Source organism: Emticicia agri, from assembly GCF_004168285.1.
In the GTDB taxonomy this organism is placed as follows: Bacteria; Bacteroidota; Bacteroidia; order Cytophagales; family Spirosomataceae; genus Emticicia; species Emticicia agri.
On record NZ_SEWF01000086.1, the window covers coordinates 1 to 14,203 of the forward strand.

Below are 14,203 nucleotides of genomic sequence, written 5' to 3' on the forward strand. Positions count from 1 at the left end.
TAATGTATCTTTGGTGGATTCATTGCCTATCATGCTTTCCAAACACCCTTATACAGCTAAAGTAGCATCTGAGATAGCAGATAAGGGTTATTGCGATGCAAAAAAACAATTTTATCATGGAGTAAAGCTCCATTTGATAGGTAAGGACAGATTTGAAAAAATACCTAAACCTAACTTTTTTGATTTTACGCCTGCCAGTGTGAATGATTTAACAGCTATAAAACCCATGATTTGCCAATTAAAAAATCAAATTGTGGTCGGTGATAAAGCATATAGTTCAGAAAAATTCAACCAACAACTTTCTAAAAATAACACGGTCGTTTTAACGCCTATAAAATTGAAAAAAAGACAACAATATCTACAATCGGATGATAGCCTATTTTCTAAGTATATTAGCTCTGTTAGGCAACCTATTGAATCTTTCTTTAAGTGGCTCATTAGCAAAACAGATATTCAAAATGCTTCAAAGGTACGTTCTGCTAATGCTCTATGGTCGCATTGTTTAGGTAGAATAACTGCTGCCATTTGTCTATTTATTTTTAATCCTTGATTCACATTATAACCAATAAATGAAGCAAAAACTTAACATTATAAAAATCGGTGGGAATGTCATAGATAATCCACGTGCATTAACACAGTTTCTGAAAGACTTCTCGGCATTGGCTGATGCCAAAGCCTTAATTCACGGCGGTGGCAAAATTGCCACTAAAATAGCCGTTAAACTTGACGTTGAAACCAAAATGGTAGAGGGCCGCCGCATTACTGATTTACCGATGTTAGAAGTAGTAACGATGGTATATGGGGGTTTAGTGAATAAACAGATTGTAGCACAATTACAGGCTTTAGATTGTAATGCTATAGGGCTGACAGGTGCCGATGCAGGCGTAATACTGGCTAAAAAACGCCCTGTCAGAGAAATTGATTATGGTTATGTTGGAGATGTAGAAAAAGTAAACGATGCTATTATAAAAAATTTTATTGATAATCGTCTGACTCCGGTTTTTGCGCCGCTTACTTTTGATAAAGAGGGGAATATTTTAAATACCAATGCTGATACGCAGGCATCGTCGGTGGCGGTAGCAATGGCCAATCATTTTGATGTAAATCTGATTTACTGCTTTGAGAAAAAAGGTGTACTTTCAGACCCGGAAGATAATGACTCGGTAATTCCGACTTTAACCCCTGTCAGCTATACAAACTATAAAGCTAACGGGACAATTAATGCAGGCATGATTCCGAAATTAGATAATGCCTTTGCAGCTTTGCAAAAGGGTGTGTCTAAAGTAATTATCTGTCATGCCGATGAATTACAACAAGCAGTAGCCCAAGGACAAAGCGGAACACAAATTATTCTTTAACTTTGCATCAACAACATTCTATTATAATATGATTCAAAATTCTGATTTGGTTGAGACACTGACAAATGATGCGATTGAATTACTGAAAGATTTAATTCAGACTGAATCTTTTAGTAAGCAGGAAGATGAAACAGCCGCTATTATCGAAGAATTTTTCCGTGAAAGGAATATTCCTTATCGCAGAAAGAAAAACAATATATGGGCAAAGAATAAATACTTTGATGCCAACAAGCCTACTGTTTTACTCAATTCTCACCATGATACAGTTAAACCTAATCCTTCATGGACATTGAATCCTTTCAATCCTTTGTTGAAAGACGGTAAGCTCTATGGCTTGGGCAGTAATGATGCTGGCGGATGTCTGGTATCATTAATTGCCACTTTCTGCTATTTTTACTATCGCAACGATTTAACATATAATGTGATTATTGCGGCCACAGCCGAAGAGGAAATTTCGGGACGTGAGGGGCTTGAAATGGTAGCACCCGAATTGCCGGAAATTTCTTTTGCCATTGTAGGCGAACCTACACAGATGCACCTCGCAGTAGCCGAAAAGGGGCTTCTGGTATTAGATTGTATTGCACATGGCAAATCGGGTCATGCGGCAAGAAACGAGGGCGAGAATGCCATTTATAAGGCCATTCAGGATATAAACTGGTTTCAGACGCACCAATTCCCGAAAGTATCTGAAAACCTTGGGCCAATTAAAATGACGGTTACGATTATCAATGCCGGAACCCAACATAATGTAGTGCCTGATACCTGCAAGTTTACGGTTGATATTCGGGTAACGGAACAATATACTTTGGAAGAAATTATTGAAACAGTTAAAAAGAACATCAGCAGTGAGGTAATTCCGCGCTCGATTCGCTTGCGTCCCTCAAGTATTCCGATGGAGCACCCGATTGTGCAGGCTGGTATCTCAATGGGGCGTAACACTTATGGCTCACCTACCACTTCCGACCAGGCTTTATTAGATTGCCCGTCGTTAAAAATGGGGCCGGGTGATTCGGCTCGCTCACATACGGCAGACGAGTATGTGCATATTGATGAAATTGTAGAGGGTGTTCAGTTATATATCAAAATGTTAGAAAAGGTAATTCTTTAAATCTAAGTCATATTTATGGGACAGGCTGATTTAAAAAAATATTATTCGGTAGAAGAATATTTTGAATTAGAAGAAATCAGCAACCTAAGACATGAGTATTATAAGGGTAAATTTTTTGAATTAGAGAGTTCAACCTTAAATCATAATAGGATTATAGGAAATATTGCCAATAATTTACTGCCAATAGTCAGAAAGAGAGGTTGGGATATTTTTACTGAAAGTGTAAAGTTGGAGACAATTAAAGAAAATTGCTATCTATACCCGGATGTAATGCTCACTTGTGATGCCGATGATTTAAAACAAGAATTTTTTATTCGTCAGCCAAGTTTGATAATTGAAGTATTATCTGACTCAACTACCCAATACGACCATGATTTCAAGTTAAGGCAATATAAGTCTATTCGTTCTGTTCAGTATTATATGTTGGTTTCGCAGAATGAGGTAAGAATTGAATTATATAGTCGTCTGAATGACTTTCAATGGCAATATGAAGACGTTGTAGAGCTTAGTCAGACTATCAATTTAGAGAAACTGAACATAACATTGTCTTTAGTTAAAACTTACAATAACATCATTTTTGACTCTACCGAAGAATCAAATAATCATTAATGAATATCATTTTTTACTTTTTCGCTATCCTTTGCGGAGTTGCCAATAGTATTCAGTCAGGTGTGAATGCCGAACTCCGCAAATCTATTCAGAATCCGATTTATTCGGCCATTATTTCATTCTGTATTGGCTTAATAACCCTGATTCTGATTACTCCCTTTTTCAGAGAGCCTATTCCCTCGCTGGCGACGCTTAAATCGGTAGCCTGGTGGAAATGGACAGGCGGGCTGCTGGGGGCTTTCTTTGTAACTACGGTTATTCTGAGTATTCAGAAAATTGGTTCGGCTAATATGCTTGCCTTAATCGTAGCAGGTCAGTTATTGACTGCCATGACGCTCGACCATTTTGGACTATTGGGTTTTAAAGTACACCCTATCAGTCTGATGCGTATTATTGGTGGGGTAGTAACTGTGATAGGCGTATATATGATAGTGAAGAATTAATATAGGAAGTTACTTCTTTACTATGGTTTCTACCACTTCCATTATTTTGCGGGTAGCGCCTACGTTGCTTAATACATAATTGCTACATATATCAGCAGCCTTTGCTCTTTTCTTTTCATCAGCTTTTAGCCTTTGATACAAGGTTTTCAACTCTTCCATATTTTCTACCGGAAAAGCACCACCTAAATGAATCAGTTCGTTGGCTTCCTGAAATTTCTGATACGATTGATTACCAAAGAAAACAGGCATACCAAAAGTAGCCGCTTCTAATATATTGTGCAGCCCTTTACCAAACGAGCCCCCGATAAAAGCATATTCGGCATATTGGTACAAAGAAGAAAGCATACCAATATTATCTATAAATAATACCTCATAAGAGGCCAAATCTTTCACTTCGTCAGTATCTGAAAACAGCACCGATTTAGCGGTTAACTGCTTCCGCCAGATGTCAATCTCTGCATCATGAATTTCATGCGGGGCAACAATAAATTTAGTATCGTCTTTCAGTTCATTCATTAACGGAATCAGCACATCCATATCAGTCTGCCATGCCGAGCCAATTATAAATATCTGATGCCCGTTCTTGAACTGTTCTACTACCTGAATAGCCTTTCGGTTATCTACAATCTGTTTCACACGGTCAAAACGGGTATCGCCTGCTAGTGTGGCATTGTTTATATCAATGCTTTTGAGTAAGTCTGAAGAACTTTCATTCTGTACTAAAATATGGTTGAATTTATGAAGAAGTTCCCGATAAAAACCACCATAAAACTTAAAAAATACCTGTTCAGGTCTAAAAATGGCCGAGAACAGAATTACAGGTACCTTACACTTTTCCAGTTCGGTCAGATAATTTTTCCAGAATTCATACTTTACAAAAAAGGCAATAGCAGGCTCAATTATCTTTACGAACATCTTTGCATTTTCAGGGGTATCGGCAGGTAGATAATAGATATAATCAACACCTGAATAATTTTTCCTTATCTCATAGCCGGAGGGTGAAAAGAACGTCAATACAATCTTATAGTCAGGATATTGTTTCCGAAAAGCCTCTATTACTGGTCTGCCTTGCTCAAATTCTCCCAAAGAAGCACAATGAAACCATGCTACCCTGGCACGTCTCGATCGTAATTGCCGACGTTCAGCATCTGATTTTATCTTATGAAAGAGTTTATCTCTACCCTCTACCCAAAGCTTTGCCTTCTTATTGAAAGGAGCAATAAGTTTCAACAAAAGACCATAAGCATGGATTGACAGGTTGTAAAGAAAGTCGAGTAACATACAAATATATAGTTAAAAACCAGTAATGGCATTTAAGCCGCAAACCTACGAAAAACCTTTGATAAAGTAGCTTTTAAACGAATTTCGTCTTTAGAATCAACAATTTTTTGCCATTATTCTCTCTTTACCGCACCTCTGACAGGTAATAAAAATAATCTGAATTAACTTCAATAAATAGGACAAAAACAGGAAAAAAACGCCACATAGCCCTTGTAAGCACCTCTCTTCACAATTATTTAAAGAAAATCAAAATATTTTTCTGAATTTAGAGTTATAATGGCATTATATCGGTTGATATTTGTTATACCATCATGCTTATTGTATTTTTTAGTAGATAGATACAGTTCATTTCCCGCAGAAGCTATTATTCCATATAAAATTGGGGAGATGATTAAAACACCAATTAATACCCATGTCTTTCCTCGACCGTTTAAAAAACTGGTTTCGTTCTGAAATACCCGCAGATGTTCCTAACTACGAGGCACCTGCCACTGCAATAGAACCTCAGAATGAAGTAAATAAGCCTGTTACGCCTACTACAGAAGTACCTGTAAATACCGCAGAGACTCCTCTGACGCCTTTCTGGTTAGAAAACGAAGATGCCCTGAGAGACGAGGGAGTAATTTTTGGTTTGTCAGAATCAAAAGCGGAAGAGAAAATCGGTGCTATCCGTAATTATTTTGCGCATAAAACAGCCGATTTAGTAGAAACAGTCGGAAATCTGTCAGAGAGAATCAATGAACTGAATCTTTTTATCGGGCAAAAAGAAACCCGCATTGAAGAGTTAAAAGAAAAAGCCCGCACGCTTGAAAACCGTGAGGCAGAGAATCATTATTTACCACGTACAATTGTGGGTCTTTTATTATCTTTGGCTATGTGCGTAGGTAATTATTACCTGATAGATGAATCTATTCAGCCGAATTTTCCACAGAATCACTTTTTTATTGCTTTGGGTATTTTACTGGCTGGTATGTTCAACTTATTTAATCCTAAATCATTGTTTCATGAAAAAGATACGCCCATTTCATGGAAAAATGTATTGGAAGAAGTAGGTATGCCTTTGGCCGCATCAGTTTTTGTATTTGTACAAGCCCTTGAACATCAGTCAACGGTACGTGCATTAGCCTTGTTATTGTTTACTTTCTTTTTGTTTCTGTTTGCAGGAAAATTATTGTTAAGTAACCTGACCATCACCAAAAATGATGTGAGTTTGTGGTTGAATAACAGAAGATTAAAAAGTGATAAAGTAAGTAAAGCAGGCGAATGGGATACAGAGCAGAATCAGCTAAAAAATGAAATTGACGAGCTGAGAATTCAGAAATGGAAAATAGTTGATGAATTGAAAGCACCGGAAGCCGAATTGAATCGGTTGAATGAAAAACGTGAAATGATGATAAAACTCTTTGAAAGTGAATTTAATTTGGCCAGGAGCTACCGTGAAAAACTTACCAGCAAACAAATCAAAAAGATTTTAGAGTAGTACTGTCTAACCCATGAAAGCTAAATTAACATAATACGAATGGAAAAAGAAAACGAAAATTATTATAACGGAGATTTTCAGCACGGGTATATTACCGGTATTGAGAATGTCGATAAAGGCACTTATGAAAGTTTCCTTTCAAGTCATGTCAGCTATGAGTGGTTGCAAGACCGTATTAATGAAAAACGGGACGAAATAGCAGAAATTGACGAAACCATTAAACAAAGTAAAGAAAACCAGAAAGAGGCTTATAGTAAATGGCAGGAACATACGCTTGCCGTTACTACACAAACCCAACACATAGGCTATATTCAGAAAGAAATTGACTCAAACACCGAAAGAATCAATTTTCTGGACGAAAAACGTAAAAAATCAGAATCGCCTTATTCACTTTTTGCAGGTATCCTGTATTTATTGGCAGGGGTAGCTTTTGTATCGGGTGATTTGATAATATCGCACGAAATTGTGGCCTATGCACTTAATATCCGAAACTCTTTTGAGGCGTGGGCATTTGCCATTGGTCTTGCCATGTTATCTATCCTGCTGAAACCTGCCTATGAGCGTCTGGTAGAGCAACCTTATCTGACCGATTATAATGCCAAAACCAAAAAGGTTTATGGGGTTTTTCAGGGCTTTTTGTTGGTATTCTCTATTGGCACCATGCTTGTTTTAGGTTGGTTCCGTTATGAAGCCTACAAAACTGACAAACTGAAAGAGGGTATCAATAAGCAGATAAAAGCATTGCAGGTAAACAGTACCCCTTTAGATCCGACCTCTGCGCAGCCCTCTGACAATCAGGCATTGATTCAGAAAATGGATGAGCAACTGAAGGCTTATGATAAACTGAATATTGATTTAGTAAATAGTCCCTGGGCGTTAATGTCGTTTGTTCTGAGTGGTATTTTATTTGCTATTGCAGGAGCTATCTGTTTAGGTATAGCCTTACCTGTGATGCAATCATACTGGTACCGATGGTTACAATCGGGGCCTGCTATCAGACGCTTGCGTAAAAAGAATGTTAAGTTGACAACTGAACTGAAAGCGGCTGAAAAAGTATTATCAGAACAAACAGCACAAAAGAATATTCTGGAAAACGACCTGGCCAATCTGCCAAGTGTAGCCGAACTAAAGGAAGAAAAGAAAACCCTTTCGGCAGAAATTCTTGTGATGCTTGAGCATGCTAAGTTAGCAGATCAGGATCGCCGTATCAATTCATTTAATGATGGTGTATCAAAAGGTAGCTCAAACCGCAATGAAATGACAGATGACGAATACGAAGAGTTCAGAAGTGCTTCGGTACGTCAGATGCGTAATGCACAGGATTCTAATTCTGATAAAACACCAAAAGTGTACCGGAATAACGGATTACGTCCGCATCAGGCGCTCCGGAAGGTAATTACCGAGCAATTTAATAACCAGAATCCTAATTAAAGAGTAGTGGTTTTTAATAAATAAAAGTAGAAACATGGCAGACATGTTTCTACTTTTTTTATTCCCCAAGTTTATAAACCGATATTTTATCTATTTTTGTGCCATAACTTATCATATTATAACTACATGGACTCAACAGAAATAAAGAAAATCCCTTTGAATGATTTACATGAAAAAATAGGTGGAAAAATGGTGCCATTTGCAGGCTTTCTGATGCCTGTCCGTTATTCATCTGATATTGAAGAACATAATTGTGTGCGAAACGGTGTAGGTGTTTTTGATGTATCTCACATGGGTGAGTTTATGTTGACCGGAAAAAAAGCGCTTGACCTCATCCAACGTGTATCAGCCAACGATGCTTCTGCTTTGTTTGACGGCAAAGTACAATACAGTTATCTGCCTAATAGACAGGGGGGAGCTGTGGACGACCTGTTGGTTTATCGCCTGACTGATGAGTGGTACTACCTGGTTGTGAATGCCTCTAATATTGAAAAAGACTGGGACTGGATTCAGAGCCATAATACAGATAATGTACCAATGAAGAATCTGTCTGATACTACATGCCTTTTTGCTATTCAGGGACCCAAAGCATTACCGACTTTACAAAAATTGACTGAGATAGATTTAGCTTCTATGGATTATTATACTTTTCAGTCAGGGAAAGTAGCCGGAATTGAGCCTGTGCTGGTATCGGCCACAGGTTATACAGGCGCAGGTGGTTTTGAAGTATATGTTGATAACGATAAGGCCGAAGAACTTTGGCATGCTATATTTGAAGCAGGTGCCGAATTTGATATAAAACCTATTGGTTTGGGTGCGAGAGACACATTGCGTTTGGAAATGGGCTATTGTTTGTATGGCAACGATATTACTGATACTACTTCCCCATTAGAAGCAGGTTTAGGCTGGGTTACCAAATTTAATAAAAACTTTATCAACTCAGCTAATCTGCAAGCCCAAAAAGCTGCCGGATTGAAACGCAAATTAGTAGGCCTTGAAATGATAGATAAAGGTATTCCTCGTGCACATTATGAAATCTGTGATGCTGAAGGTAATAAATTAGGTGAGATTACATCCGGTACCATGTCGCCTACCTTACAGAAAGGTATTGCTATGGGTTATGTACCAGTTGAATTTTCAAAAGCAGGCACAGAAGTGTTTGTGAAAGTAAGAGAGAAATTGCTGAAAGCTGTGGTTACAAAAATGCCTTTTGTAAAACCCGGCGTATAATCTATCAGGGCATAACCCAAACAAAAAAGGCTTCTCACCGAGAAGCCTTTTTTGTTACTCTTATGTTATCTTACTCAGATACTGATTCAGATTCTTTCTTTTTGTTAGAAAGTTTCTTTTTCTCACCTTCTACCATTTGCTCTTTCAAGGCAGCAAGGGCATCAAGGTCTCCAAGTGTCGATTTTTCTTCGTTCGAAGAAGCAGTTGCTTCTTTTCCACCTTTTTTCTTAGCATCTTTTTTCTCATCTTCCTTAGGTGCTTCCCAGGTTTTAGAGTGAGAAAGCATGATTTTCTTCTCTTCTTTGTGGAATTCAAGCACCTGAAATGGCAATTTCTCACCAGCTTCAGCTACTGTACCGTCAGCTTTAGCCAAATGTTTCAACAAGGCGTATCCTTCAATACCGTAAGGTAGTTCAAGTGTTGCTTGTTTGTCATTTTTAGAGATAATTGTACACTCGTGCTCAGAACCTACTGTGAAGATGTGCTCGAAAGTATCCCAAGGATTTTCTTCAAGGTGTTTGTGGCTAAGGGCCAAACGACGGTTTTCAACGTCAAGCTCTAATACCACTACGTCTAAAGAATCTCCAACTTTCACAAAATCAGATGGGTGTTTGATTTTCTTTGTCCAGGATAAATCTGAAACGTGTACCAAACCATCAATACCTTCTTCTAATTCAAGGAAGATACCGAAGTTAGTCATATTACGTACAGTACCTGAATGAGTAGTACCTACACCGTATTTGCTCAATAAATCTTGTTTTGTCCAAGGATCTTCAGTCAATTGTTTAATGCCTAAAGACATTTTACGCTCATCACGGTCAAGAGTCAATACAACTGCTTCGATTTCGTCACCGATTTTCAAGAAATCAGATGGGTTACGTAAGTGTTGTGACCATGACATTTCAGAAACGTGGATAAGACCTTCAACACCCGGTTTCAATTCAAGGAACGCACCGTAATCTGCAATGTTTACAATCTTACCTTTTACTTTCGAACCAACTGATAATCCTTCTGCCAATGAATCCCAAGGATGAGACTCAAGCTGTTTCATACCCAACGAAATACGTTTTTTGTCTTCGTCGAAGTCCAGAACAACCACTTTGATGCGTTGATCAAGTTTAAGCAATTCGTTTGGATGGTTGATACGACCCCACGAAATATCAGTAATGTGAAGGAGACCATCAACACCACCAAGGTCGATGAATACACCGAAGTTAGTAATGTTTTTAACCACACCTTCCAATACCTGACCTTTCTCCAGGTTATTAAGAATAACCTGACGTTGCGTTTCAAGGTCTTTTTCGATAAGGATTTTGTGAGATACAACTACGTTATCGTTAGTATGGTTGATTTTCACAACCTTCACTTCCATTTTCTTACCAACAAAAATATCGAAATCACGGATTGGTTTAACGTCAATTTGTGAACCTGGCAAGAACGCCTCGATTCCGTAGATGTCAACAATAAGACCACCTTTCGTACGACGTTTCACGAATGCATCGATGATAGCGTCTTCTGTAAATGATTTTTCGATGTTGTTCCAAGCGGTCAATACTCTTGCTTTTTTGCGAGAGATAACCAATTGACCCATTGCATCTTCTTGTTTTTCGATGAAAACCTCTACCTGATCACCTACTTTAAGGTTAGGTAAATCGCGGAACTCAGAAACCGAAACCAAACCATCTGATTTGAAACCGATGTTTAATAATATCTCACGGTCAGTGATACCCACAACCGTAGCCATTACTACATCTTTCTCAGCAACCTCTGTTAGTGTTTCGCTGTAAAGTTTTTCAAGATCTGCTTTTTCAGAAGCGGAGTAGCCGCTACCGATACCTCTTTTTGAGACTTTGTCCCAGTCAAATTCTGCAACTTGTGCCATATTGATTTTTAATGCGCCCATTTGTACATCAACCCACCGGGCTTTTAGGTCGAAATTAGTTTGAAATAATCCTTTGAGAAAAGGACTGCAAAGGTAGTGCTTTTCTGTGTAAAATCAAACATAATTTATTTATTATTAGCGAGTTAAGTTTTTTATTTATTGACAGGGCTGTAAGAGGTGATTATTCACCTGTTTTATAGAGAAAATAACTGTAACAAGTACCGAAAAATATTATGCTTGCCTAATATTTTTAATTTTTTCTCTTTTCTTCTCAATAAATCGTCTTATTTTTACATTAAAAAATACAATACCTGTTCACTGTTAACAAACATTAAACTTCTGTTATGCCTGTTAAAACACAACCGTATCCCTGGTTAAAATTTTATCCGGAGGGGATACCTTATGAAATCAACCCAGATGCCTATCCGTCGTTATTAGAACTGATGGACGAAGGCTTTAAGAAATACGCTGATAATGCTGCATACTCTTGCATGGGCAAAGAGATGACATTCGGCGAATTAGATAAATACTCGCGCGATTTTGCCGCTTATCTGCAAAGCACAGACTTAAAAAAAGGCGACCGTCTGGTAATTCAGATGCCTAACTGTCTGCAATATCCGGTAGCTATGTTTGGGGCTTTAAGAGCAGGATTAATCATTGTAAATACCAATCCGCTATATACCCCTCGTGAAATGGAACACCAGTTTAAGGATTCAGGTGCAAAGGCAATTGTAATTGTAGCCAACTTTGCGGCAAACCTTGAAAAAGTGCTGAGTAAAACGTCTATCAAACACGTGTTTGTTACACAGTTAGGCGATATGTTAGGTTTCCCGAAAAAGCAGATTGTGAACTTTGTAGTGAAGACCGTGAAGAAAATGGTGCCGGAATATAACCTGCCAAAAGCCATGCCGTTGATGAGTGCCGTTAGCAAAGGAAGTAGTCTGAACTGGACTAAACCTAAACTTGACAATTCAGAATTAGCCTTTATTCAATATACAGGTGGTACCACCGGCGTATCAAAAGGGGCTATGCTGACTCACCGTAATATCATAGCCAATTTAGAAGCAAACCATGTATGGCAAAGTGTTATGACTGGCCAGATTAAAGATGATAAAATAGTTGTGGTTGCAGCCTTGCCTTTGTATCATATCTATGCCTTAACGGTAAATGCCCTGACCTCTCTGAAAACCGGCACCATGAACCTGCTCATCACTAATCCAAGAGATTTAGCAGCATTCATTAAAGATTTGAAAAAGAACCCACCGCATGTATTTACTGGTTTAAATACCCTGTATAATGGTTTGTTAAATCATCCGCAAATTAAAGAAGTGGATTTCAGCAAGTTAGTGATTACTTCTGCCGGAGGTATGGCACTACAAGGAGTAGTAGCCAACCGTTGGAAAGAAATGACTGGTAACTTGCCTGCTGAGGGATATGGTTTATCTGAAACCTCACCTGTATTGACCTCTAATCCGTTAGTAGGAGAAAACAGAATAGGTACTATCGGTGTGCCGTGGCCGAGTACTGAAGTGAGGATATTAAAAGACGATGGTACCTGGGGAGAAGCAGGCGAAATAGGAGAGATTTGCGCCAACGGCCCACAAGTAATGGCCGGTTATTATAACCGCCCTGATGAAACAGCGAAAGTAATGATGAAAGATGATGAAGGCAGAGATTGGTTCAAGACCGGAGATATTGGGGTAATGGATACTGACGGCTATTTCAAGATTGTGGATAGAAAGAAAGACATGATTCTGGTATCTGGCTTTAATGTCTATCCGAATGAGATTGAAGAAGTGGTAGCCACTTGTCCGGGTGTATTAGAAGTAGCTTGTATAGGTGTGCCGGATGAAAAATCGACAGAAGCCGTAAAAGTATTCATTGTAAAGAAAGACCCCGAACTAACAGCCGAACAGGTAAAAGCCTATTGCAAACAGAATCTGACAGGCTATAAATGCCCGAAACACATAGAGTTCCGTACTGAATTACCTAAAACCAATGTCGGTAAAATTCTGCGCAGGGCTTTGAAAGAGGAGGCTAAGTAAAAATGTGGCGCGAGCTTCCAGCTCGCAGTATCATTGTCTATTTTGTCTTCGATATCGACCGCGAGCTGGAAGCTCGCGCCACAAATTAAATATAAAAAGGGGCTGTCTCAAAAGAAAACCGCACAAAATATTATTTGGCACAAAATCTCCTCACCCTCTAAATCTCCCTCTCCCGAGGTGTGTCTTACCCATAAGTTGGGTATTTTTGCAAAAAATTACGTTCTTTGACATAGAGACCAAAACAGAATATTATATGGTAATAGAATCGGTGATTTCTTATCAGATGCAACATTATCGTTTTGGCGATAAACGTCTGAATAAAAGGTGTTTTTTTGCCAATCTGAACTATTTAAGACAGATAGTAGCTTGAGTTTTCCTCATGTTTTCAAAAATCAATATGCCTTGAAAGGACTCTATCGTTTAGTGAATAATAGCGAGCTTAACTGTGCGGATATTATTAAGTCTTATCGTAAAGGGTTGATTGCGTATTCTCTGACACAGTCCTTACCAGATAAGAAACAATATTATTATCTGTTTCAGGATAGTACAGTGGGCAATTATCCTACCCGTCAGATGGATTTAGGCTACCTTCAAACCGGAAGCGATAATGGAGTATTAATACATAATGGTATTCTGACAGACAACCATTATGTACCTTTAGGCTTACCCATCCAAGAGTTCATACAAAGAGATAGGGATGATTATGGTAAACGTCATCAAAGACACCTGCGTCCTTTTGAAGAAAAGGAGAGTGCTAAATGGATTGAAGCCATTGATTTTGCCCGTAAATATGGACGTAAAACGGGTATATCGGTTGTACAAGTAGCTGATAAAGAAGCTGATGTGGCAGAGGTCTTCAATTATGCACTTACCCATCGACAACTCTTTATTATCAATGGCAGACATGACCGTAAACTCAAAAACAGTACTCAAACCCTGAAGCCCTATTTGCAAAGTTTAACCCCTGGTGGGATTGTTGAACGTTCGCTCTTAGATGCCAAAGGCAAAGCACACCTATGTGAGTGTCAGATTACTTTTGCAAAAGTTGACTTACAGGATTTAATTAAACCTATTTATGTACTCACCTTGCAGCAACTTCAACCTATCAAAGGACAAGACTTAGCCCATTGGATGATACTTACCAATGTGCCGGTAAAGACTTTAGCAGAGGCGGTAGCTATTATTGATACCTATACCCGCAGATGGACTACCTGTGAAGATTTTCATAAATGTCTCAAAACGGGTTGTAGTATCCAACAAAGACAATTACAATCCCCACAAGCACTCTTTAATACCATCAGTCTATTGAGTTTAATAGCGATTGGTTTATTAAGAA

General features: G+C 38.5%; 13 protein-coding genes. 11 read left to right on the top strand and 2 right to left on the bottom strand.

Translation table 11 applies throughout. From position 1 onward, the window contains the following. The 5 genes from EWM59_RS26450 to EWM59_RS26470 form a co-directional block, all read left to right on the top strand. Window positions 1-550 (top strand): transposase (locus EWM59_RS26450; RefSeq protein ID WP_207220055.1); only part of this gene is annotated, 550 nt, incomplete at its 5' end. A gap of 19 nt (window positions 551-569) precedes the next feature. After that, window positions 570-1,358 carry an acetylglutamate kinase gene (argB, locus tag EWM59_RS26455; RefSeq protein ID WP_130024227.1) on the top strand — a complete coding sequence of 263 codons (789 nt, stop codon included), beginning with the start codon at window positions 570-572 and terminating at the stop codon, window positions 1,356-1,358. Between the two features lie 28 nt (window positions 1,359-1,386). Beyond that, the gene (locus EWM59_RS26460) at window positions 1,387-2,466 is read left to right on the top strand and encodes a M20 family metallo-hydrolase (protein WP_130024228.1); all 1,080 of its coding nucleotides are present in this window, start codon (window positions 1,387-1,389) and stop codon (window positions 2,464-2,466) included. A gap of 15 nt (window positions 2,467-2,481) precedes the next feature. Next, complete coding sequence (locus tag EWM59_RS26465) at window positions 2,482-3,075, top strand: Uma2 family endonuclease (RefSeq protein ID WP_130024229.1); 594 nt, start codon at window positions 2,482-2,484, stop codon at window positions 3,073-3,075. After that, a complete protein-coding gene (locus tag EWM59_RS26470) occupies window positions 3,075-3,518 on the top strand; it encodes a DMT family transporter (protein ID WP_130024230.1) in 444 nt (147 codons plus the stop codon). The genes EWM59_RS26465 and EWM59_RS26470 overlap by 1 nt, the downstream gene beginning before the upstream one ends. Before the next feature lie 9 nt (window positions 3,519-3,527). Here the strand turns inward: EWM59_RS26470 and EWM59_RS26475 are convergent, their stop codons facing one another. After that, window positions 3,528-4,799, bottom strand: a complete 1,272-nt coding sequence (locus EWM59_RS26475) for a 3-deoxy-D-manno-octulosonic acid transferase (protein WP_130024231.1) — start codon at window positions 4,797-4,799, stop codon at window positions 3,528-3,530. Between the two features lie 412 nt (window positions 4,800-5,211). On the opposite strand from EWM59_RS26475, the gene EWM59_RS26480 reads away from it, so the two are divergent. From EWM59_RS26480 to gcvT, 3 genes are all read left to right on the top strand, one after another. Then, window positions 5,212-6,279, top strand: coding sequence for a hypothetical protein (locus EWM59_RS26480; protein ID WP_130024232.1), 1,068 nt, complete (start codon window positions 5,212-5,214; stop codon window positions 6,277-6,279). Between the two features lie 39 nt (window positions 6,280-6,318). Next, a complete protein-coding gene (locus tag EWM59_RS26485) occupies window positions 6,319-7,710 on the top strand; it encodes a hypothetical protein (RefSeq protein ID WP_130024233.1) in 1,392 nt (463 codons plus the stop codon). A gap of 126 nt (window positions 7,711-7,836) precedes the next feature. Beyond that, window positions 7,837-8,940 carry a glycine cleavage system aminomethyltransferase GcvT gene (gcvT, locus tag EWM59_RS26490; protein ID WP_207220069.1) on the top strand — a complete coding sequence of 368 codons (1,104 nt, stop codon included), beginning with the start codon at window positions 7,837-7,839 and terminating at the stop codon, window positions 8,938-8,940. A 70-nt stretch (window positions 8,941-9,010) separates the two neighbouring features. On the opposite strand, the gene rpsA is transcribed toward gcvT, so the two are convergent. Beyond that, the gene (rpsA, locus tag EWM59_RS26495) at window positions 9,011-10,843 is read right to left on the bottom strand and encodes a 30S ribosomal protein S1 (RefSeq protein ID WP_229239442.1); all 1,833 of its coding nucleotides are present in this window, start codon (window positions 10,841-10,843) and stop codon (window positions 9,011-9,013) included. 323 nt (window positions 10,844-11,166) lie between these two features. Here rpsA and EWM59_RS26500 point away from each other — a divergent pair, with 323 nt between their 5' ends. The 3 genes from EWM59_RS26500 to EWM59_RS26505 all read left to right on the top strand — a co-directional run. Then, on the top strand, window positions 11,167-12,867 hold the full coding sequence (locus tag EWM59_RS26500) for an AMP-binding protein (RefSeq protein ID WP_130024234.1): 1,701 nt from the start codon (window positions 11,167-11,169) through the stop codon (window positions 12,865-12,867). Between the two features lie 205 nt (window positions 12,868-13,072). Continuing rightward, the gene (locus tag EWM59_RS27915; protein WP_165372164.1) at window positions 13,073-13,237 is read left to right on the top strand and encodes a hypothetical protein; all 165 of its coding nucleotides are present in this window, start codon (window positions 13,073-13,075) and stop codon (window positions 13,235-13,237) included. Continuing rightward, window positions 13,234-14,203: IS4 family transposase (locus tag EWM59_RS26505; protein WP_165372273.1), on the top strand; the 970-nt coding region annotated here is incomplete at its 3' end. The genes EWM59_RS27915 and EWM59_RS26505, both read left to right, overlap by 4 nt.

Excerpts from the sequence above, each read along its gene's own strand:
- EWM59_RS26500 (WP_130024234.1), top strand. The coding sequence starts at position 11,167 with ATGCCTGTTAAAACACAACCGTATCCCTGGTTAAAATTTTATCCGGAG.
- rpsA (WP_229239442.1), bottom strand. The coding sequence starts at position 10,843 with ATGGGCGCATTAAAAATCAATATGGCACAAGTTGCAGAATTTGACTGG.
- gcvT (WP_207220069.1), top strand. The coding sequence starts at position 7,837 with ATGGACTCAACAGAAATAAAGAAAATCCCTTTGAATGATTTACATGAA.
- EWM59_RS26465 (WP_130024229.1), top strand. The coding sequence starts at position 2,482 with ATGGGACAGGCTGATTTAAAAAAATATTATTCGGTAGAAGAATATTTT.
- EWM59_RS26475 (WP_130024231.1), bottom strand. The coding sequence starts at position 4,799 with ATGTTACTCGACTTTCTTTACAACCTGTCAATCCATGCTTATGGTCTT.
- EWM59_RS26485 (WP_130024233.1), top strand. The coding sequence starts at position 6,319 with ATGGAAAAAGAAAACGAAAATTATTATAACGGAGATTTTCAGCACGGG.
- argB (WP_130024227.1), top strand. The coding sequence starts at position 570 with ATGAAGCAAAAACTTAACATTATAAAAATCGGTGGGAATGTCATAGAT.
- EWM59_RS26480 (WP_130024232.1), top strand. The coding sequence starts at position 5,212 with ATGTCTTTCCTCGACCGTTTAAAAAACTGGTTTCGTTCTGAAATACCC.
- EWM59_RS26470 (WP_130024230.1), top strand. The coding sequence starts at position 3,075 with ATGAATATCATTTTTTACTTTTTCGCTATCCTTTGCGGAGTTGCCAAT.
- EWM59_RS26460 (WP_130024228.1), top strand. The coding sequence starts at position 1,387 with ATGATTCAAAATTCTGATTTGGTTGAGACACTGACAAATGATGCGATT.